Annotated in this window: 19 protein-coding genes and 1 tRNA gene; 9 read left to right on the top strand and 11 right to left on the bottom strand. The window is 36.1% G+C overall.

Annotated features, from left to right (window positions below; genetic code table 11):
• Positions 1–64: 64 nt before the first annotated feature.
• Complete coding sequence (locus FCN74_RS09415; protein ID WP_138932333.1) at positions 65–1660, top strand: ATP-dependent DNA ligase; 1596 nt, start codon at positions 65–67, stop codon at positions 1658–1660.
• A gap of 327 nt (positions 1661–1987) precedes the next feature.
• Positions 1988–3265, top strand: a complete 1278-nt coding sequence (locus tag FCN74_RS09410) for an acetyl-CoA hydrolase/transferase family protein (protein ID WP_138932332.1) — start codon at positions 1988–1990, stop codon at positions 3263–3265.
• Positions 3266–3351: 86 nt separating this feature from the next.
• On the opposite strand, the gene FCN74_RS09405 is transcribed toward FCN74_RS09410, so the two are convergent.
• Entirely contained in the window at positions 3352–4644 is a 1293-nt protein-coding gene (locus tag FCN74_RS09405) for an aminopeptidase P family protein (protein ID WP_138932331.1), read from the bottom strand.
• Between FCN74_RS09405 and FCN74_RS12090 the strand changes: the two genes are divergently transcribed.
• From FCN74_RS12090 to FCN74_RS09390, 4 genes are all read left to right on the top strand, one after another.
• Positions 4643–4834: a hypothetical protein gene (locus tag FCN74_RS12090; protein ID WP_171047157.1), complete on the top strand. Its 192-nt coding sequence runs from the start codon at positions 4643–4645 to the stop codon at positions 4832–4834. The genes FCN74_RS09405 and FCN74_RS12090 overlap by 2 nt on opposite strands.
• Positions 4835–4909: 75 nt before the next feature.
• Entirely contained in the window at positions 4910–5311 is a 402-nt protein-coding gene (mce, locus tag FCN74_RS09400; protein WP_138932330.1) for a methylmalonyl-CoA epimerase, read from the top strand.
• Positions 5312–5450: 139 nt separating this feature from the next.
• Positions 5451–5524, top strand: a tRNA-Ile gene (locus tag FCN74_RS09395).
• 316 nt (positions 5525–5840) lie between these two features.
• A complete protein-coding gene (locus tag FCN74_RS09390; protein WP_138932329.1) occupies positions 5841–7145 on the top strand; it encodes a glycoside hydrolase family 2 TIM barrel-domain containing protein in 1305 nt (434 codons plus the stop codon).
• Positions 7146–7296: 151 nt separating this feature from the next.
• Here the strand turns inward: FCN74_RS09390 and FCN74_RS09385 are convergent, their stop codons facing one another.
• Together FCN74_RS09385 and FCN74_RS09380 are read right to left on the bottom strand one after the other, a co-directional pair.
• Positions 7297–8082 carry a prohibitin family protein gene (locus tag FCN74_RS09385; protein ID WP_138932328.1) on the bottom strand — a complete coding sequence of 262 codons (786 nt, stop codon included), beginning with the start codon at positions 8080–8082 and terminating at the stop codon, positions 7297–7299.
• A gap of 191 nt (positions 8083–8273) precedes the next feature.
• A complete protein-coding gene (locus FCN74_RS09380) occupies positions 8274–8465 on the bottom strand; it encodes a cold-shock protein (RefSeq protein WP_125085537.1) in 192 nt (63 codons plus the stop codon).
• A gap of 179 nt (positions 8466–8644) precedes the next feature.
• Between FCN74_RS09380 and FCN74_RS09375 the strand changes: the two genes are divergently transcribed.
• Together FCN74_RS09375 and FCN74_RS09370 are read left to right on the top strand one after the other, a co-directional pair.
• A complete protein-coding gene (locus FCN74_RS09375; RefSeq protein WP_171047156.1) occupies positions 8645–9466 on the top strand; it encodes a M48 family metallopeptidase in 822 nt (273 codons plus the stop codon).
• A 20-nt stretch (positions 9467–9486) separates the two neighbouring features.
• On the top strand, positions 9487–10809 hold the full coding sequence (locus FCN74_RS09370) for an MFS transporter (RefSeq protein ID WP_138932327.1): 1323 nt from the start codon (positions 9487–9489) through the stop codon (positions 10807–10809).
• 78 nt (positions 10810–10887) lie between these two features.
• On the opposite strand, the gene FCN74_RS09365 is transcribed toward FCN74_RS09370, so the two are convergent.
• The 6 genes from FCN74_RS09365 to FCN74_RS09340 form a co-directional block, all read right to left on the bottom strand.
• Positions 10888–11115: a DUF6095 family protein gene (locus tag FCN74_RS09365; protein ID WP_138932326.1), complete on the bottom strand. Its 228-nt coding sequence runs from the start codon at positions 11113–11115 to the stop codon at positions 10888–10890.
• Positions 11093–11920: an N-acetylmuramic acid 6-phosphate etherase gene (gene murQ, locus FCN74_RS09360; protein ID WP_138932325.1), complete on the bottom strand. Its 828-nt coding sequence runs from the start codon at positions 11918–11920 to the stop codon at positions 11093–11095. Before murQ ends, FCN74_RS09365 begins: the two co-directional genes overlap by 23 nt.
• On the bottom strand, positions 11920–12732 hold the full coding sequence (locus tag FCN74_RS09355; protein ID WP_138932324.1) for a DUF4249 domain-containing protein: 813 nt from the start codon (positions 12730–12732) through the stop codon (positions 11920–11922). The genes murQ and FCN74_RS09355 overlap by 1 nt, the downstream gene beginning before the upstream one ends.
• A gap of 12 nt (positions 12733–12744) precedes the next feature.
• Complete coding sequence (locus tag FCN74_RS09350; RefSeq protein WP_138932323.1) at positions 12745–15111, bottom strand: TonB-dependent receptor; 2367 nt, start codon at positions 15109–15111, stop codon at positions 12745–12747.
• Positions 15112–15203: 92 nt separating this feature from the next.
• Positions 15204–15920 carry an SAM-dependent methyltransferase gene (locus FCN74_RS09345; protein ID WP_138932322.1) on the bottom strand — a complete coding sequence of 239 codons (717 nt, stop codon included), beginning with the start codon at positions 15918–15920 and terminating at the stop codon, positions 15204–15206.
• 2 nt (positions 15921–15922) lie between these two features.
• On the bottom strand, positions 15923–16945 hold the full coding sequence (locus FCN74_RS09340) for an SDR family oxidoreductase (RefSeq protein WP_171047155.1): 1023 nt from the start codon (positions 16943–16945) through the stop codon (positions 15923–15925).
• Between the two features lie 88 nt (positions 16946–17033).
• On the opposite strand from FCN74_RS09340, the gene tyrS reads away from it, so the two are divergent.
• Positions 17034–18311, top strand: a complete 1278-nt coding sequence (tyrS, locus tag FCN74_RS09335) for a tyrosine--tRNA ligase (protein WP_138932320.1) — start codon at positions 17034–17036, stop codon at positions 18309–18311.
• 342 nt (positions 18312–18653) lie between these two features.
• Here the strand turns inward: tyrS and FCN74_RS09330 are convergent, their stop codons facing one another.
• Together FCN74_RS09330 and FCN74_RS09325 are read right to left on the bottom strand one after the other, a co-directional pair.
• A complete protein-coding gene (locus FCN74_RS09330) occupies positions 18654–19643 on the bottom strand; it encodes a LuxE/PaaK family acyltransferase (protein ID WP_138932319.1) in 990 nt (329 codons plus the stop codon).
• Between the two features lie 58 nt (positions 19644–19701).
• The gene (locus FCN74_RS09325; protein WP_138932318.1) at positions 19702–22116 is read right to left on the bottom strand and encodes a lamin tail domain-containing protein; all 2415 of its coding nucleotides are present in this window, start codon (positions 22114–22116) and stop codon (positions 19702–19704) included.
• Positions 22117–22151 lie beyond the last annotated feature (35 nt).

Genomic DNA, 22151 nt, shown 5'->3' with positions numbered 1-22151 from the left:
AATAATGAGACTAAAATCAAAGCCACAATTATGATAAATTAATAACTAAAACCATAACCTAATCTTGAAACAATTCGCTCAACTCATACAGCAAATCGACAGCACCAATAAAACCAAGACCAAAGTCAGTGCTTTAAAAACTTACTTTGACCAAGCTAATGACAAAGACAAAGTATGGACCATTGCGATTTTATCCCACCGAAGACCGCCTCGACCCGTTAACAGTAGACAAATTAGAGAATATGCCGGCGAATTGTCTAAAATTCCATCCTGGCTATTTGAAGAATCTTACCACATCGTTGGAGATTTAGCCGAAACTATAGCTCTGATTTTACCGCCAAACAAGGGTGAAAGTGATAAACCCCTGCACGCCTATTTGGAGAATATCTTAAAACTTAAATCAAAATCTGACGAAAAGAAAAAAGCCTATCTGTTTGAGCACTGGGAAAAACTCAATTACTACGAGCGTTTTGTATTTACCAAATTGATGACTGGCGGGTTTCGCATTGGCGTAAGTCAAAAATTAATGACCAGAGCCTTAGCTCAATCTACAGGAATTGACCAAGATGTTTTAGCGTATAAACTCATGGGCAATTGGAAACCTCAAAACACCACCTTTCAATCTTTGATTTTAGAAGAAAATCCTGAAGACTATCTTTCAAAACCTTATCCTTTTTATTTGGCATACGCTGTTGAGGATGAGTTGGAAGATTTAGGTCAACCTGAAGATTTTTTGTTTGAGCATAAATGGGACGGCATCCGTGCTCAACTCATTTGTCGACAAAATGAAATTTTTATTTGGTCGCGTGGTGAGGAATTGGTCACTGACAAATATCCGGAATTAGAAACTTTTAAAGATTACTTACCGGACGGTACGGTGCTAGACGGCGAAATTTTAGCTTTTCCCAATAACGACATTGGAGACTTTAAAGATTTACAAAAACGCATTGGGCGGAAAAATGTCACCAAAGCCTTGTTGAAAAAAATCCCGGTAATTTTTAAAGCTTATGACATTCTGGAGTGGCAAACACAAGATATTCGTTCGACATCCTTTAAACAACGGCGCCAAATACTGGATAAACTCTTTCAAAACCTTACCGATTCAATTACACCGTTTCATCTTTCAGAAACCATGCAATTTCAAAACTGGGAAGCTGTCGAAGAAGAGCGTCAAAAAGCGCGAGAGATTCGCTCCGAAGGTTTGATGATTAAGCGTGCTGATTCAACTTATGGCGTTGGAAGAAAAAAAGGGGACTGGTGGAAATATAAATCTGATCCTTATTCTATTGATGCTGTATTGACTTATGCCATGCGCGGTCACGGCAGGCGAAGTAATCTGTTTACAGACTATACATTTGCACTTTGGAACGACGACAAAACAGAGCTAGTTACTTTTGCAAAAGCCTACTCAGGACTTACTGATAAGGAGTTTAAGGAAGTTGATCGATGGATAAAAAAGCACACAACCGATCGTTTTGGGCCGGTAAGACAAGTCGAAGCCCAGCACGTATTTGAAATCGCTTTTGAAGGTATCGCCCAGTCTAATCGTCATAAAAGTGGCATAGCAACCAGATTCCCAAGAATAATCAGGTGGCGAAAAGACAAAACCATCAAAGACGCCAACACTTTAGAAGATCTCAAAAAATTAATCCCAAAATAAGCATTATAAAGATTTGGGGCTTCGAGCAAGCCTGCCTATCGGCAGGCAGGGCTATCCACTATATTTTTTTGGCTTAAATTAAGTATCACAAGCGCTAACAAGATCTTTTTTTTAAAAAAGCTTTGTTAGCGCAGCTCTACTAAAAACTTAACCCAAAAAAGATGCCGTTCCTATCCCTAAGCCAATATTGAAGTTCGTTTTACTATAATAAAATAATATACAACTATTTGATCTCAATACACTTTTTAAACAATTATAAGATTGCTGATAGGTGTCATATTTTAAGTAAGCCTTTCTCAATACATTTGGCAACCAAATTATAAAAATATGTCCATCAAATATTGTTCTGCAGAAGAAGCAGTCAACCTTGTGAAATCTGGTCAACGTGTGTTTTTTCAGGGTGCAGCCATGACACCACAAGTCATTATTGATAGCTTATGTGATCGCTACAAAGAGCTTGAAGATGTTGAAATTGTACAAATGCATACCGAAGGAAATGCTAAATACTCTCAAGAGCCTTATCAAGAAGCATTTAAAATCAATTCTTGTTTTGTAGCGGGTAATGTCAGACGAGCTGTAAATGCTTCAAAAGGAGATTATATCCCAATTTTTTTAAGCGAAGTCGACCAGCTTTTTAAGCGTAATATTTTGCCTTTAGATGTCGCTTTTATTCACGTTTCGCCACCAGATAAACACGGCTATTGCTCTTTGGGAACTTCTATAGATGTTACCATCACAGCCATGGAAAAGGCAAAACTAGTAGTGGCTCAAATTAATCCACAAGTTCCTCGTTCTCATGGTGACGGTATTATTCATATCAGCCATATAGATGCCGCAGTGCAAGTCAATGAACCTATTTTTGGTCACGATGTGGTTACACCAAATGAGATTGAATCGAGTATTGGCAAAAATATTGCAGAACTTGTTGAAGATGGTGCAACTTTACAGATGGGTATTGGTGCAATCCCCAATGCTGTTTTGAACAATTTGAATAACCATAAAAATTTAGGAATACATACAGAGATGTTCTCAGATGGTATTTTGCCCTTGGTAAAAAACGATGTTATAACCGGTGAAAACAAACGTGTGAAGCCTGGTAAGATTGTCACTTGTTTTGCTATGGGCTCTCAAAAATTATATGATTTTATTGACGATAATCCTTTTGTGCATTTTAAGGAAGCAAATTATACAAATGATACTGCTATTATAAGGTTAAATCCAAAAGTAACTGCAATCAATTCGGCTATTGAAATAGATATCACAGGACAGATTTGCGCTGATACAATTGGAAAATATCAATTTTCGGGTGTTGGTGGCCAAATGGATTTTATCAGAGGTGCTGCTTTATCTGAAGGTGGTAAAGCCATAATAGCAATGCCATCTGTAACAAAAAAAGGCGTTTCTAAAATTGTTCCTTTTTTAAATCAAGGTGCTGGTGTAACCACAACACGTGCACACGTTCATTATGTCGCTACAGAATATGGCGTTGTCGATTTATTTGGAAAAAACCTCAAACAAAGAGCTCAAGCTTTAACGTCAATCGCACATCCCGATCACAGGGAAGCACTTGATAGAGCTGCTTATGAACGCTTTGGTGAATTTTGATTTTGTGAGTTGATAATACGAAAGTGTCAAAATATATATTTTGACACTTTCATGCTTTTAACTTAACACTTTCAAACTAGTTGTGACTAAGCGCTCATTATGTCTTCAATCTCTTCAATTTCAATAGGAATGTTACGCATTAAATTAAAGGGTTCGCCCTGTTCCTGAATGACAACATCATCTTCCAATCTCACGCCAATGCCTTCATCGGGTAAATAAATACCAGGCTCGACGGTAAAGACTTGATTGGCTTGCATTGGTTCGTGCAATAAGCCGTAGTCGTGTGTGTCTAAGCCGATATGGTGTGAAGTACCATGCATAAAATATTTTTTATAAGCCGGCCAATCGGGGTCTTCATTTTGCACATCGGCTTTGTCTAGCAATTTTAGATCTATGAGTTCAGAAGTCATCATCTTGCCAACTTCAATATGATATTCTTCCCATAGTGTTCCGGGGACTAAGAGTTTTGTCGCTTCTTTCTTGACTTTATTAACGGCATTGTAAATTTGTTTTTGTCGGTCGGTAAATCGCCCTGAAACTGGAATGGTTCTTGACATATCGCTACAATAATTGGCATACTCGGCGCCGACATCAAACAAGATAAGTTCCCCGTCTTTGCATTGTGCTTTGTTTTCGATATAGTGTAAAACGGTAGCGTTTTTACCACTGGCAATAATTGGTGTATAGGCGAATCCTCTAGACCGGTTGCGAATAAATTCATGCAGAATCTCAGCTTCGAGTTCAAACTCCCAAACATCAGGTTTAGTGTATTTTAAAATTCTTCTGAAAGCTTTTTCGGTAATGTCACATGCTTTTTGCATGGTTTCTAATTCTAATTGGTGCTTTACAGAACGTAGGCGTTGTAATATAGGATTGCTTTTAGCGACTTGATGTGCGGGATAGTTTTTTTTGAGCCATGTGTTAAAACGGTCTTCGCGTGTTTTGGTATCGTGATTGGCGCGGTAATGTTCGTTAGTATTGATATATACCGTATCGGCTTGTGACATGAGTTCATGAAAAATCTTATGAAAATCTTTAAGCCAATAGACAGTTTTAATACCTGAAGTTTTTAAAGCCTTGTCTTTATCGAGTTTTTCACCTTCCCAAACTGCGATGTGTGCATTAGTTTCTTTTAAAAAAAGTATTTCTCTGTGTTTTTCTTTTGGCGCATCTGGAAAAAGCACTAAAATACTTTCCTCTTGATCCACACCGCTGAGATAGTAAATGTTTCTATCCTGTTGAAAAGGAATCGTGCTATCTGCACCAATAGGATAAATGTCGTTTGAGTTGAAAACCGCTAAGGCATTAGGTTTCATTTTTGCGGTAAAGTTTTTTCTATTTTCTATAAATAAGGAATTGTCTATAGGTTGATATCTCATGAAATTAAGTTTTGCTCAAAAGTACGAATTTGGTTACGTTTCTTATAAAGTTAACTACAAAAATAATGATAAAGCGGTGCTAGGAATTGCGACAGCGGTAGTAGCGATAGCCCGTAACATAAGCGGCTTAAACAAAGTCACAACAAAAAAGCGACCAACAGGAAGCTCTTTTTGGAAGTTGACTTTGTAAGCCGGTTATGGCGGACTAAAGCGGATAACGCGGCGGTCGCCAAATGAATATTTTTTATCTTTGAAAATAAAAATTATGAGAAAAATTGAGCATTTAGGGATTGCAGTGAAAGATTTGGAGGCTGCCACTCAGACTTACAAGGCGTTGTTAGGAAAATCTGCATACCAAACTGAACGTGTTGAAAGTGAAGGTGTTGAAACGGTTTTTTTTAAAACGGGGGAAAGTAAAATTGAGCTTTTGGGAGCGACTCGAGAGGATTCTCCAATAGCAAAATATATTAAAAAACGTGGAGAAGGGATACATCATATCGCTTTTGATGTTGAGGATATTGATGCTGAAATTAAACGATTGAAAGGTGAAGGTTTTCGATTAATTAGCGATGAACCTAAACTGGGTGCTGATAATAAGCGTATAGCTTTTTTACATCCAAAGTCATCCCACGGCGTTCTAGTTGAGCTTTGTCAGGAGGCTAGCTAGGTTAACCTTGAATTGCTTTTGAAGACGTATGATTTTAAGGTTTTTTTGTTGAGTTAGCTTTAGACTAATTTTCAAAAACTCCTTGCAGATTTCAATATTTACTTTACTTTTGCATACTTATATTTTTGAAATTAAAACCGGTCCCATAGCTCAGCTGGTTAGAGCACCTGACTCATAATCAGGGGGTCCATGGTTCGAGCCCATGTGGGACCACATACAAAACCGTTTCATTAAACTGGAGCGGTTTTTTATTTGAAAAAGATTTATTGATAAGGGGCGAGAAGTTTATCCCGAAAGTGATTTTCAAGTCTTTGAAAAAGACGTAGTAAAATCTTATTCGGGAAGCCCATGTGGGACCACATACAAAACCGTTTCATTAAACTGGAGCGGTTTTTTTATTTTGAAACTTTCAAATTGTAAGGGCGAGAAGTTTATTTAGCTCCGATAGTTATCAGAGCAGTAGAGACCATATGTATGGAAAAATATATTATGGCAGTCTTTTTTTAATCTAAATTTCTATTATTGCACAATGAACTTTTTAATTGCTCAAAACCGATACACCACTTTTGTTATTTTATTTATTCTTGTAAATACTTTAAGTTGCAACAATAAAATGCCTAAAGAACCTGAAATCACAAAATCTGAAATTCGCTTAACCAATGAAGGCTATCGTATATTCTTAAATGATGAACCTTTTTATGTAGATGGTGCAGGTGTTGGAAAAGGTGATTTAGAAACTTTAGCCAGTCATGGTGCAAATTCTTTCAGAACCTGGAGCACTCAAAATGCCAAGGAAATCTTAGATAAAGCGCAAAAATTAGATTTAAAGGTCATGATGGGAATTTGGGTGGGATTGGAACGCCAAGGTTTTGATTATAACGATCAAAAAGCTGTAAAAACACAGTTAGACAGAATACGTCAAGAAGTTTTAGCCTATAAAGATCATCCGGCATTGATGAGTTGGGCAATAGGTAATGAGCTCAACTTATCCTCAAAAAACCCTAAAGTTTGGGATGCTGTAAATGAGATTTCTGAAATGATTCATGAGTTGGATCCTAATCATCTAACTACGACACCTTTGGCAGGAATAGACAAAAAGTATGTTGATTTAATTGCTAAAAGGGCTCCAGATTTAGACTTTTTAAGCGTGCAGTTATATGCCGGTATTGAAAATCTTCCCGAACTTATAGAACAATCTAATTATCAAGGCGGTTTAATGGTTACAGAATGGGGCGCTACAGGTTACTGGGAAGTTGATAAAACAAGTTGGGGAGCTCCTATCGAAAACAACAGCAGCGTTAAAGCAGATTTATACAAAAACCGATACATCAAGTTTATTAAAACTAATAAGCAGATTATGGGCTCTTATGTTTTTTTATGGGGTCAGAAACAAGAACGCACACCTACTTGGTTTGGAATGCTCATGGCAGATGGCAATGAAACCGAGTCAGTTGATGTTATGCATTATTTATGGACTGGCAAATGGCCAGAAAATAGATCACCACGTTTGATTGATTTTACTTTAGAAGGTAAACGTGCTATCGATAATATTAAACTAAAGAAAAATAAAACCTATACTACCAAAGTGAGTGTAAAAGACCCTGATGGTGATAAATTAAACTACAGATGGGAAATTATGAGGGAAAGCCAATCGCAAAAATCAGGTGGAGATAAAGAAAAAATACCCGAAACCATCGATGGGTATTTTTCTACAGATAACCATACCACTACATTTAAAGCTCCATCAGATTCAGGGGCTTACAGACTATTCATTTATGTTGAAGATGGGCATCAACATACGGCCCATGCTAATATACCTTTTTTGGTAGAGTAATAAGAAATATTAATTTACTACTATAAATATAACTCTCGTGAATTAAATAGCGGATATTTTGTATTGTCTGTTTTTAAATTTTACACCGATTTTAGCACAATTGAAATCCATCTAGACAGAGCTTTTCCGAAAGGGAAATCTTTTGAAATATTTACTCCTTGGTCATAGTTTCCACACCAGAAATTAAATACGGTGTTTTACCATCGGTTATAATGACTTTGCTGTTATTAGATCTTGCCAATTCTCTAAAGGCATCTATGCTTCTGATTTTTATGATTGCTGGAGTTAATCCTTCTGCTAAAATTTTTTGAGAATCTCTTGTGCCTTCAGCTTCTATGATTTTACGTTGAGCTTCTAAACGTTCAGTCTGAAGCACGAATTCCATTCGCATAGCATCTTGCTCTGCCTGAAGTTTTTGCTCGATAGACCTTGAAAGACCTGCTGGCAGTTGGATGCTTTTTAACAAAACTGCTTCTATGACAATGCCTTGTTTTCTTAAATTGCTATCCATCCTCACTTTGATTTCTTCTTCAATATCTGCACGCCTTCCTGAATGCATATCCTTAGCAAAAAACCTAGAACATACATCAGCGGCAGCAGAACGAAAAACATTTGTAATTACAGAGCGATAGTTGGAGCCAATTTCTTTTAGAATGCTTGGCACCTTATCTTTTTCTAAGTGATATAGTATAGAGATTTCAGAGGAGACACTTAGGCCTTCTTTACTAGGTAAACTCAACAATAATTCTAAATTATTGGTTTGGATTGATTCTTTAACGACTTTTGTTGTAAATGGATTGAACCACAGCGCCCCTTGAGTGGTGACTTTATCTTCTAAGTTGCCAAATTTTTGCTTCATGGCAGCTTCTCCTGGCCTTACAACGGCACAGCTCATTGTAAGTACAGCAATGCATAATAAATAAATTACTTTTTTCATGATGTTGGATTTTAAGTTTAGTATAACCAAATCAAATATAAAGCTAAACATGCATAAGTAAGATTTATGTTTAGTTATAAATATCTTAATTTTATTTTTTCATCTTACACTAAATAGAATTAGAGCCATAAAAAAAACGCTGTTCACATTGAACAGCGTTTGTAAGAAAAACAATAAATAATCTGTATTATTTAGAGAATACGAACGTTTGTAGCGTTCATACCTTTTCTGCCTTCTTCTTCAGTGTACTCAACTTGATCGCCTTCTTCAAGGGTTTCTCCATTAAGACCTGTAACGTGGACAAATATGTCCTTTCCGGTTTCGTCGTTAGTAATGAATCCATAACCTTTTGACTCATTAAAAAATTTAACTGTACCTTCCATAAAATAAATAAATAATTAATTAATAAAGTACAAACATACAATTAAATTTATCATCATTGAATTTTTTGGTGTTAATAAATTATTTTTTAATGGTTTAGGCGATTTAAAACTATATGGTGAATCAATTAAAATTAGAATTATATTGAGAAAATTCCTACTTTTGAAGCAAATAATGGATCATGAAAATCAAGACGATTTCTTTAATTACATTTGTGGTGTTAATGTTGGTCAACTGCAACACAAATCCTTTTACAGGAAAGAAAACCATGGCTTTTGTATCTAATGAAAAGCTAATACCAATGTCATTTCAACAATACAATCAAGTCTTAAGTGAAAGTAAAGTTTTAGAAGACACAAGTGAAGCTAAAATGTTAAGACGAGTTGGTAATAAAATAAAAGTTGCCGCCGAGAGATGGCTTGATGCCAATGGTTATCAAGGCTATACTAAAGATTATGAATGGGAATTTAAGCTTATTGAAGATGATATTGTCAATGCATGGGCCATGCCTGGTGGTAAAGTGGCATTTTATACCGGGATTTTGCCCATTGCAGAAAATGAAAGAGGCGTTGCGACCATTATGGGTCATGAAATTGCGCATGCCCTAGCAAATCACGGTCAACAACGTATGAGTGCAAGTATGTTACAGCAGGCTGGTGCCGTAGCAGGAACCATTGCATTAAGTGAGCAAGAACCAGAAGTGCAACAAGGATTTATGGCTGCTTACGGCGCTGGTTCTCAAGTGTTAGGAATGTTGCCATTTAGCCGTAAACACGAAACTGAAGCTGACAAGATAGGTCTCACTTTAATGGCAATAGCAGGATACGACCCAACAGATGCCTACAAACTTTGGGAACGCATGGGCAATGCCGGAAATGGTGAACAACCACCTGAGTTTTTGAGTACACATCCATCCCACGATACACGAATTAGTAACCTTAAAGACTGGGCACCCGATGCTATTGAAACCGCAAAAAAGTTTGGTGTTAATACCTTTAAATAAATTTAAAATTACAATTTATCATGAAGCCAATTTTATCAAAAGGTCATCCAAAATTGCTTCATGCCTGGGCGTTTTATGATTGGGCTAATTCGGTTTACAGCCTAGTTATTTCATCAGCTATCTTTCCTATTTATTACGGCGCTTTAACTTTAGTAAAAGATGATAAGGGAAAGGTTATAAATGATCAAGTACAATTTTTAGGTTTTTCTTTTAATAATGATGCCCTTATCAGTTACACAACGGCTTTGGCTTTTTTAGTGATAGTTGTTTTAAGTCCGATATTAAGTGGTATAGCAGACAATTTAGGAAATAAAAAGCGTTTTATGCAATTCTTTTGCTATCTCGGCGGAGTGTCTTGTATAGGTTTATATTTTTTTGAACTAGAATATTTAAGCATTGGACTCTTGTTTTACTTTTTAGGTTTAGTAGGCTTTTGGGGCAGTTTGGTGTTTTACAACTCCTATTTGCCTGATATTGCGCATAAACATCAACAAGATAAAGTCAGTGCTAAGGGCTTTTCCTTAGGCTATATTGGTAGCGTAATTCTATTGGTATTATGCTTAGGGATGATACTCAACTATGAAATGTTAGGTTTTGAAAGCGAAAGTTTACCAACGCGATTATCATTTGTTTTAACTGGACTTTGGTGGATTGGGTTTAGCCAATATAGTTTTTACTATTTACCACAGGTTAAAAATGAAGACTCGAAACCATTAAAGCAAATCATTTACGGTGGCTACAAAGAGTTGAGACAAGTGTATAGAAAAATTAAATCTGCAGATCGATTTCAAGATTTCCTAACGGCTTTTTTCTTGTATAGCATTGCAGTACAAACTATTATGCTTATTGCGACGTATTTTGGCGTTAAAGAAATACAATGGCCAAAGGGCGATGCCACAACTGGACTAATTACTAGTATTTTATTGATTCAACTAGTGGCGATTGCTGGAGCTTATTTTGCAGCAAAGTTGACTAATTTTTATGTTAATGAACGTGTCCTCATAGGCATCAATCTTGTTTGGGTGGGCGTATGTATTTATGCATTTTTTATCAAAACACCTCTACAATTTTATATTGCAGCCTTTTTTGTGGGGTTAGTTATGGGGGCGATTCAAAGTTTGTCGCGCTCTACGTTTTCCAAATATATTCCCGAATCTGAAACCGATACGACTTCATTTTTTAGCTTTTACGATGTGACTGAAAAAATTGGGATCGTTATTGGTATGGCTATTTACGGACTCATCGCCCAATTGACGGGTAATGTGCGTTATGCAATTTTGGTATTGTTGGTTTGTTTTGTCCTCGGTATCTATAAATTAGTGAGGATTTTAAACCAGAATTAAAAAAATAATTTCTCTTTGATTTTAAACTATCAAATGCTGCATTTTTTTTGACCAATAGTAAATTTACAGTAAATTAATCTAATCAAACACCGCCTTCACAATTGTCATGATGCCTTTGAAAATACAAAACATGGCACCGAAAAAGAGGAGAAACCCGACAATCACAACGGGTATAAAATAGCCGTGGTCCGTATTGTTAAACGCAGAATACAAGACTGATGGTCCTAAAAATGAAAGCGGTAATGCTGCTGCTAAATATTTAATGCCTTTTTTAAGCAACTCTTTATTGGTGTGTTTTCTGTCCATGGGCTATGGCTTGTCTGACGCTTTGGTGTTGTTCTAACAGGGTTTTGGCCGTTTCTTTGTCTACATCAATGGCATCACAAATCATTTCGATACCGCGATTGACGAGTTTGTGATTACTTAACTGCATATCCACCATTTTGTGGCCTTTAACACGACCAAGCTTAATCATTAGAGTAGTAGATATCATATTTAAAATCATTTTTTGAGCGGTTCCGGCTTTCATCCGTGAGCTGCCTGTGACCACTTCAGGGCCAACCACGACTTCTATCGGAAAATCAACAGCTTTGGCTAAAGGGCTTCCAGGGTTGCAAGTAATGCAGCCTGTCGGGATGTTGTGAGATTTACAATCTCTTACAGCGCCTAAAACGTAGGGTGTGGTACCCGAAGCCGCGATGCCAATCACGATATCGCCATTATGGATATTATAAGCTTTTAAATCTTGCCAACCTAATTCAGTGTTGTCTTCAGCAAACTCTACAGCTTTTCTAATGGCTTGATCGCCACCGGCAATTAAGCCTATGACCACATCATCACTTACGCCAAAAGTCGGCGGACATTCACTGGCATCTAGAATCCCTAAACGACCACTGGTGCCGGCGCCAATGTAAAACAATCGCCCACCTTTAGAGACCTGTTTGACTACTTGTTGCGTTAAAGCTTCAATTTGTGGTAAAGCTTGCGTTACAGCAGTAGCTACTGTCTGATCTTCTTTATTAATGATTTTAATCAATTCTGAAATAGATTTTTGCTCTAAATCGTCATGATGAGAATTTTGCTCTGTTATTTTTTTGAAATTTTCAGTCACTATTGAACGGTATAAATAAGTTGGTCAGACTCTGATAAACTAAAATACCCAAACGGGTAATGATCGGGATTGGTTTCATTGATAATGTTGCCTCTCACGGTGGCTGGTTGCGTTTGGAATGGTCCGCCGGCGTCTCCGGTTTGACTCAATAATATAAACATATATTCGTAAAATTGTTTAGACATTCCAAAATTTTGGATAATGACCTCATTTCCGGGTTCGAGCTCTTCTTCTTGATAGAGGGCAAAAATGGTATTACCATCAAAGAATTCATCATCAAATATTTCTGTGGTTGGAAATTGTACAAAATTTACAACAAAACTAAATAAATAAAAATTTTCTTCTCCAGCAGGGTCAGTGTAATAAGCCTTGAGTTCTATTTCATCACCACCAAAGCCAGCATCACTTCTTTGGGTCACAGAGTCAATTTCTGCTACAGGAATAAAGGTTTCTTCTGCAGTATAAATTTCACCATCAACTTCGACTTTTAATCGGTACTTTTTCATTAATTCTGCATTAAAATCTGAAACTTTATAGAATCCCGCACTATCGTGGATAAATTCAAAAACTTGTCCATTATCTTCTTTAGTAACTGTGACCACAGCGTCTTCTATAGTCGTTAGGCTATCTTCAAAAAAGCCACGTGTTTTGGTAATTCTGATTTGCTGATTATTGCCTGAAAACCCTTTTTGTTTAAATAAAGAGGCTTCAATAACCAGCCGCTCTTCTGCTTCATTTAAATCTACATTTATGACATCTTCGCATCCTAAAGTGACTATAGTTAATAATAATAAGACATAGCATTTTTTCATTTCGAATCCGCTTTAAAAACTAATATTGTAACTTACAGACGGTACAATTCCAAATATAGAAAATCTTACAGCTTCATTTTGACCTGTGTTTCTATTTTCCTCAAAACTAATTGACGCTGCATTTCTTCGATTGTAAATATTATAAATCCCAAAATTCCAATAACCTTTCCATTTTTTTTCTCTTTTAGCTTTAGGTCTGTAGGTTGCTGATACATCTAAACGGTGAAAAATTGGTAAACGGTCATTGTTTCGCCCTTCATAAATCGGAACAGTTAGGCCTTGAAAGTTAAATTGGCCCACGGGAAAATTTACAGGTTGTCCAGTTCGTAAATTAAAATTAAGATTGAATGTCCATTGTTTGTTTAGTTTATAATTACCAAGCACCGTTAAATCATGTGTTTTATCGTAGTTGGCTAAATACCATTTACCGTTGTTAATTCCAGGTTCATTAGAAAATCTCCCTGGTGTGCGCTGTTCAGCACGCGATAGCGTATAGGCAATCCAGCCATTAAGACGACCTCTATTTTTTTTGAGCATCAGTTCTAGTCCATAACTTCTGGCTTCACCATTCAGCGTTTCTTGTTCGATGGCATCTGCAGCAATTAAATCTGCACCATCTATAAAATCGAGCTTGTTATCTACTGTCTTGTAAAAGGCTTCTATGGAAAGGTCAAACTTGTTTTGCTCAAAGCTTTTAAAATAGCCAACGGCAAATTGGTCGAGGAGTTGTGGTTCTATGAATGGACCACTAGGAGCCCAAACATCAAGCGGTGTTGGAGAATTAGTGTTAGTGATAAGATGTAAATATTGTGCCATTCTATTATAGCTGGCTTTTAGAGAAGTGTTGTTGTCAAGGGCGTAAGCCAAGGCAATTCGCGGTTCAAGATTGTGAAATGTTTTAATCACATCAGATCGGCTATCTGTTCTTGTGCCAATAGGTTCTGCTCTTTGATAAATACCAAATTGTTGGTTATATAATAAAGGTAAATTGTTGTCATAGATATTTAATTCATCTTGTCCAAGTCGAAAAAAACTGCTCCAGCGCAGTCCGTATTCTGCAGAAAAGTTATCTGAAAATTGATGTTCTGCAGACAAAAATAAAGCAGGTTCAATAGCATATTTTTTAGTAAGTTGATCTTCTGTAATTCCTGAATTGTCTCCTGTTGGTTTTATCTTTCCGGGATTTACTACATAGTAAAAACTGTTTAGACCATAATTCAACTGAAATTCATCTGATAAATAGTGGTTGAAATCATATTTTAAATTTAGATTTTGGATTCCACTTCTAAAATTAAATCCAACAATATCTAAATCTAACTCATAAATGTATTCTCCACCAATGATAGACATATTGCTAAATAACTGGTCGTTAAATACATGATTCCATCTAAGATTGATAAAACTATTACCATATATGTTGTCAAAGCTACCGTCTAGGGAAAAGAAATCACGACCAAAATATCCTGAAAGCATTAATTTATTTTTATCATTAAATATATAATTGCCCTTTGCTGTAAAATCGTAAAAATAAGCGGCATTGGGATTGTCTATAGCTTTAAGAAACAAATGTGCATAAGTTGATCGTCCACTCACTAAAAATGAGCTTTTGTTTTTTTGAATTGGTCCCTCTAGTAAAAGTTTGCTAGAAATTACGCCAACACCGGCTTCGCCTTGAAACTCTTTATAGTTACCATCTTTTTGCTTTATGTCCAGAACTGAAGATACACGACCACCGTATTCTGCGGGAATTCCACCTTTATATAATTTTAAATCTTTTACAGCTTCCGGATTAAAGATTGAAAATAAACCGAAAAGGTGAGACGAATTAAATATAACGGCTTCATCTAGTAAGATTAAATTTTGATCTGCACTACCACCTCGTACATTAAACCCAGAAGAACCTTCTCCAGCGTTTGTAACTCCGGGAAACTGGACAATTGACCTTAAGACATCAGCTTCTCCAAAAACAACTGGTATCTGTTTGATAGTTGATTGCTTTAAGCGATTAATACTCATTTCTGGTTTACGAATATTTTGCTGTTCAAAATTGTCTCTTATAGTGATTTCCTCTAATTGTTCTGAAGCTGGAGTGAGGAAAAAGTTTTTTTTGATATTTCCGTTAAGTTTGATTGTATCTTTTAATGTTTCAAAACCAAGATAGCTTATTGTAAATGTATATTGACCTTTTGGAAGAGTCAATGAATAAAAACCATAGGCATTACTTACGGTTCCCGTTTGAAGTTCTTCAACTATTATATTTACCCCAAGTAGGGTTTCATTGTTTTCTATATCTTTTATTTTGCCACTAACGCTGAACTTTTCTTGCGATAGGCATTTTAAGCTAAAAGCAATTAGCAATAAAAACCAGATAATTTTCATGCTTGATATAAATTGAAAAAATCATAAATTTATAAGCAAACAAATATAATAGTCTGCCCGGTCTGGTAATTCAATTTAAGTATAATAAAATCTTAAAACTCAGGCTGAAAAATAAAAATAGCGGGGCGTTTATGCCAATCGGGGTTTTCATTTTGCCATGCACTGACGCTTTTTGTCAAAATAAATTCTGTATTCAAGGTTAAATCGACAGCTACACAGAGTTGTGTATGAGGTTTAAGTGTTTTTAAAAAAGTTTCAAAAAGTTGACCGTTACGGTAAGGGGTTTCTATAAAAATTTGTGATTGATTGTTGGTCTCAGCATGTTTTTCCAACTGTTTAATTCGTTTTTTACACTCACTTTTATCAATAGGTAAATACCCATTAAAGGCAAAATTTTGACCATTTAATCCACTTGCCATTAATGCTAAAATAATTGAAGACGGTCCAACTAAGGGCACGACCTTTATGCTTTGAAGATGTGCAAGGTTTACGACTTTTGATCCTGGATCTGCTACGCCTGGACATCCGGCATCGGTCATCAAACCAATATCAAGTCCATCTTCACAAGGTTTTAAAAACTCAGGGATTTCGATGTCTTGGGTAAATTTGTTTAGGAGGTTGATATTCAATTTATCTTGGCTTTTTGACGGGACAATTTTCTTGATAAACCTACGTGCAACCTTTTCATTTTCGACGATGTAATGGTTAATATCTGTGATTTTCTTTCTGATAGAAAGCGGTAAAACTTCTAGTGGTGGTTGGTCTCCTAAACGGGTAGGTATTAAATAAAGTTGCCCCTTTTGACTCATATTTAAATTGTCTTTTTTAGTTTTTTGTAATCTTCAAATATAAGATTTATAGATTTGTCTAAGGAAGTATATTGTAAACCTAAATCTTGAACAGATTTTTTATTACTAAAAATTCGTTTTGAATTGATTTGTCTTATGGTATTTAAAGTGATTTGGTTTTTTTGAGACTTAAATAAGCTTAAAATGTTTTGGAAAACCCAGAGTATGTACAAAGCAAGCTTATTTATTTTATATTGAGGTGGTTTACGCTGAAAAGTATTTGCTATTGTAATCATCACTTTTTTAAAACTTGTATTTTCTCCAACTAATATATAACGTTGGTTTATAATGTCAGATTGCATGAGTTTTATCATCGCAAGGATGACATCGTCCACAAAAACAAAACCTGTTTGTTTTGGCGGGTAAAATTTAAAGTTGTTCAAAACCTTATTAAAAATCATTCCACTCCCTGAGTCAAAAAAACCTGACCCCAGAATTAGTCCCGGATTTACAATAACAACATTTAGCCCTTCTTGAGAAGCTCGCCAAACTTCCATTTCTGCACCAAATTTGGTAATGCTATAACGACTTTTTGAATGCTCAGAATCTCTCGGTGCCTTTTCATCTATGACATGTGTATCTTGATATTGGCCTAAAGCAGCGATAGAGCTAACATGACAAAATTTAACAACATGATGGTATAGAGCTAGATTGACCATATTGGCGGTTCCCTCTATATTTACTTTTCTCATTGTGTTGTAATCTTGAGGTGAATTGCCAACCCACGCAGCACAATGGTATACATTTGTAATATCATCAAAAGCCTTATCAAGCTCAGGAATATTTAAAATGTCAGCTTTAGTCCACTCTATTCGGCTAATATTAGTTTGACACTCTTTAGGTAATATAGTCTTTAGAAAATTTAAAGTATATTTTTTTTTATGTTCAGAGCGGTATAATGCTCTGATGTTTTTCTCGTGTTCTAAACATAAGGTTTTGAGTAAATGTGTTCCTAAAAAACCTGTAGCCCCAGAAATTAAAATCATGCGGTAAATATAAACAAATGCACAAAAGATAAGTTTTAGAAAATAATATCTTTGCCAAACTTTAATAGAATTATTCAATAGACTTAACATGGTAAAAGATTTTATACAAGAATTGCAATGGCGAGGTATGATACACGATATGATGCCTGGGACTCAAGACTGTTTAAATAAAGGTATAACTTCAGCTTATATAGGCTTTGATCCTACAGCAGATTCCCTTCACATAGGAAATCTTGTACAGATTATGATTTTAGTACATTTTCAAAGATGTGGGCATAAACCTGTAGCGCTTGTCGGTGGCGCAACAGGTATGGTTGGTGATCCATCTGGAAAATCTGCAGAGAGAAATCTTTTAGATGAAGAAACCCTTCAGCATAATTTGGCCGCTGTAAAATCTCAGCTTGAAAAGTTTCTAGATTTTGAAGGAGATAATGCAGCTGAAGTGGTTAATAATTACGACTGGTTTAAAGGGTTTAATTTTTTAGAATTTATTAGAGATATTGGTAAGCATATTACGGTGAATTATATGATGGCTAAAGATTCTGTAAAATCCAGATTGGATAGTGGTTTGTCTTTTACAGAGTTTTCATACCAGTTGGTTCAAGGGTACGATTTTTATCACCTTTGGAAACACAAAAACGTAAAATTACAACTCGGTGGTTCAGACCAGTGGGGAAATATTGTTACCGGTACTGAATTGATTAGACGTAAAGGACAAGGAGAAGCTTTTGCGCTTACAACACCTTTGATTACAAAAGCCGACGGGTCTAAATTTGGGAAATCTGAAGGAGGTAATGTCTGGTTGGATGCTGAAAAAACATCAGCATTTAAGTTTTATCAATACTGGATCAATGCGACCGATGAAGATGTTGAAAAGTACATCAAGATATTTAGTCTTCGTGGGAAAGATGAAATCTCAGATCTAATAGAAAAACACAAAGAAGCGCCTCACTTAAGGCTATTACAACGAACCCTGGCAGAAGAAATTACCAAACGTGTCCACTCTAAAAAAGATTTGGAAACTGCTCAAAAAGCAACCAATATACTTTTTGGTAAGAGCACTTTTGAAGATATTAAAAACCTGGATGAAAAAACTTTTAATGAAGTTTTTGATGGAGTTCCAAAATCAACAATATCTAAAGCTAAGCTGAGCAGTGGTCTCAATATTGTCGATGCCATTGTAGCAGAATCAGAGTTTTTGAAATCTAACGGCGAAGCTATAAGAAATTTAAAGCAAAATGCTATTGCCGTCAATAAAGAAAAAGTTCAGAAGGATTACATGATTTCTGAAAAAGACCTTATTAATGACCAATACGTCTTAATTAATAAAGGTAAAAAGTATACTTACGTGATTAAGTTTGAATAGCTGTAACGAGTGACTAAAATAACAAAACCCCGACTCAAAAGAATCGGGGTCTCGCATTAACTAACCAATCTATTATGAAAAACTTCATCTCTAGATTATAAATACGAGCAGAAACCTGAATTATTACATTCATTAACAAACTTTAACATCCCAAGCTGGTTAGTACTTTAATTGCGAGCTTAAATAAATTGATAAATAAATTGATTTTAAATAACAAAGCCCCGAATAATATCGGGGCTTTGCATTAACTAACCAATCTATTATGAAAAACTTCATCCTAGACTGCAAATATAATTTTTAATGTTTTACAATTATCGGACTTAACCATATTTAACTTTTAAATTAATTCAAGGTTAATAAATTGCAACCTCTGATATCACTGTGATCAAATCTGCCTAAAATTTTTAGTGTATTATCATTTGTTTTCTGCCCAAGATCTTGTGTCGCAATGAAGGAACAAGAATTCATATTACAAAGATCTATTACATTAATGCCACCTGTTTTATTATATTTTGAAAATAGCATCAAAGGATCCTCGGGATCCCTTATTAAAATTTTCATGGTATCAGGTAAATCAAAGATTCCTGCACCTTTCGAATAAGCCTGCGAAAGTAATTCGGTCATGCCGTATTCGCTGTGAATTGACCGAACACCAAAACCTTTTTTGAGTCTGTCGTGTAAATCTTCCCTTATCATTTCTTTTCGTCTTCCTTTCATGCCTCCGGTTTCCATTACAATGGTGTGATTGAGATTAAGCTTGTATTTTTCAATAAAGTCAAGCAGTCCAAATGAAACACCAATCAAGAGTGTCTTTTGAGATTTATTTTCAAGTGAAATCAATTTCCGATAAAGTTTTTCATGGTTATTCAAATAAAAACCACTTTCAGAATTATTACTTTTTTTGATGAAATGATCTACCATGTAAACCAAAGAGGATCCATCGCGTTCAAGATAGGAGGGAAGCAGAGCCAAAATACAATAATCTTCTACCGGGCCATAAAATTTCTCGAATATCCTTGTAGAATTATCTTCATATAGTCTAAGGTCGGTTATGTGATGTTTGCTCGTCTGGCTGCCGGTTGTTCCGCTACTTGTGAAGGATTTTTGGACAGGCTTCTGGCTTGATAAAATTTTATGGCTTTTGAAAAATTCTATAGGAAGAAAAGGGATAGCTTCTGGTTCATTGACATTTTGTGGTGATTTTTTAAGAAGTTCACAAAACTGTCTGTAGACAGAACAATTCTCATATTGATAGCTAAATACTTCTAGACTTAATTCGTTGAAAGTCTTATCATCCAATGATTTGAGTATTTTGCTATTCAGTGATTTCATAACAGAAAAAAGCCCCTCAATAGAGGAGCTTTTACAAAGATATTAATCTATTTGCTAATTATTGAACAATGAGCTTTTTTGTTAAGCTGCTATTGTTTTCAGTAATTTTTACCAGGTATATGCCTTTCTGAAGTCCTGAAACGCTTATCTGTACAGAAGAACTGGCGTTTTGACTCAATACTTTCTTACCTAATATATTGTACATCTCAATATTAAAATCCGTATTGTTTTTTACTGAAATAGTTACCATTCCATTATTTACCGGATTTGGGAATATTTCGATGTCATCTATATTGAAGTTTTCTGTAGATAAAGTTGGATCGTCATTTTCCTGATTTGGAGAAAACAAAGCACCATTGTTACCTGCAATTGCAGAGTGATCTGTGAAATCACCAGTGAAATCGGGACTACGACCAACAGATTGATTTGATGCTCCTGCATATGTCACAGAGACTACAATATTTCCTGCTGCATTTTTAACGATAACATCATCACCGCCGTTATTAAGTCCAAGGCCACCTTCAGAGGCTACTTGTACCATGCCTGGTACACCTGTTGGTGTCCCACCTCCAAATACAGTCATGAAAGTGTTTGAAGCTATTATTGTACCAGCAGGAAAAGTATGTCTTAAGCCAAACCCGTCTTCGATGGTAAAACCAGAAAGGTCGATGTCAGAAGAACCAACGTTGTAAAATTCTACAAATTCATCTTCAGAACCATCTCTGGTACCGTCTCCGTTAGCGTCACCTGTAATATCTGGTGCAGGATCTGCATGAATTTCGTTGATTACAAGATCATTTGTGGTAGGGTCACAAGCCGCAGAAGGTATTGTGCCGGATATTGTAGTCCCATCACAGTCACCACCATTTATCGTTAAGTCCCATGCATCACCTTCAGTTAAGCCAGTCAGGAATATAACGCCATCAGCAACACTGGCAGGATTATCACCTGCGACTGTAGCATTGGTAGATGTTAAAGATGTTATAGAGCTTTCAACTCCCGTATATGGAATTTCTACAGTAACTGTGTCATTATTGTCACCGGCTGTGTTAGTTGAGCAATTGAAAGATTCTTCTCCTAAGGTCAAATCACAAACAGCACAATTTGATGTTGGTCTTGGTCCTAATGTTGGGCAAGCTCCAAATGCATCTAGACTTACATTTGATAGTTCCCAGTCAGAATATCCATCTGCGCCATCATCAAAATACTGAATACCAATAAACACATCTGAACCGTTTGCCATTGAAAGGTCTACTCCTACAGCACCCGCATCAGTGATGGTTTGGGCTGTTGTCCATGTTGTAGAAGATGGGCAGCCAGAATAATTATCAGTATATGCAACAACGAGATCTGTCGTTCCAAAATTTTCTGAAGCATCAAAGCTTAATTCCAGGTCTGATACACTATTCATATCTAATGGACCAAAGATCAACCAGGTCTCAACAAGTTCCTGGCAGCCACCACCACAAAATCCGTTGGCACTGTAAGTACCGTTATTTTCTTCCCAGATTCCGTTGTTGGAAAAACCTGAGTTTGGAGTTACTGCTACCAATTCAAATAATTCTGAATCTGTACTTAAATCAAAACATGTATTTGGTGTAGGATCGCACTCGGCAGCTGGAACTGAACCTGAGAAAGTTGTCCCGTCACAGTCACCACCATTTAATGTTATATCCCAATTGTCACCTTCAGACAGGCCTGATATAGTTATTGTACCGTCTTCTGTAAGCGCAGGATCATCTCCTCCAAGAGTTCCACCCGAAGAAGTAGAAATATTGACTATTGTACCATTTGATCCAAAATAGGGAATGCTAATAGTTACAGCATCATTATTATCGCCAATTGTGTTTGTTGCACAACTGTAAGATGCATTATCAAAGGTAACACCACAGGGTGAGCCAGAAAATGAAAAAGTACTTAATGGGAAAACCGAAGTACAAGACGCGTTGTCTGTACAATTATCAACAGCATCAGGACCACTAAAAGACCAGTTGTTTTCAACAAAAGTAGATCCGTCAGGACCGGTACTATCCAGTCTGTAGGCCCAACCATCGGCATATTCCCATGATTGACCACTGCCATCTACATTAATGTCTCCAAATGTATCTACAACACCTCCGTTGAAGAAAAGCTCTATAGCATCGTCACCATTTATTCCTGCAAAACCGTCAACATAGTCTGCTGAAATACCAAAATAAGTATTGAATTGTGTATCGTCGGTTGTGATGTAAATAAATTGACCAGCTGTCGCAGAGCCTGCGAAAGTCAGCTCTTCTCCATCTGTGCCACCTCCGTTGTTGGCACTTCCAATACCATACAAGCTGAGATCCTGAATATCATTGATAGCGTAAACCTCAATGGCTTTTGGTGTTCCACCGCTTAAAGGCCCATCAAATACTCCTGTAATGATTAGGTCTTGCGCTACTGATCCAAAACCAATCAGCAAGCAAGCCAAAATGTAAATTTTCTTCATACTTAATTTTATTTAAAGTTTTCACAAAAGTATAA

The organism is Mesohalobacter halotolerans (assembly GCF_006120725.1).
GTDB lineage: Bacteria > Bacteroidota > Bacteroidia > Flavobacteriales > Flavobacteriaceae > Psychroflexus > Psychroflexus halotolerans.
The sequence above is the reverse complement of the archived record's forward strand: the minus strand, read 5'-3'. Positions and strand labels throughout refer to the sequence as shown.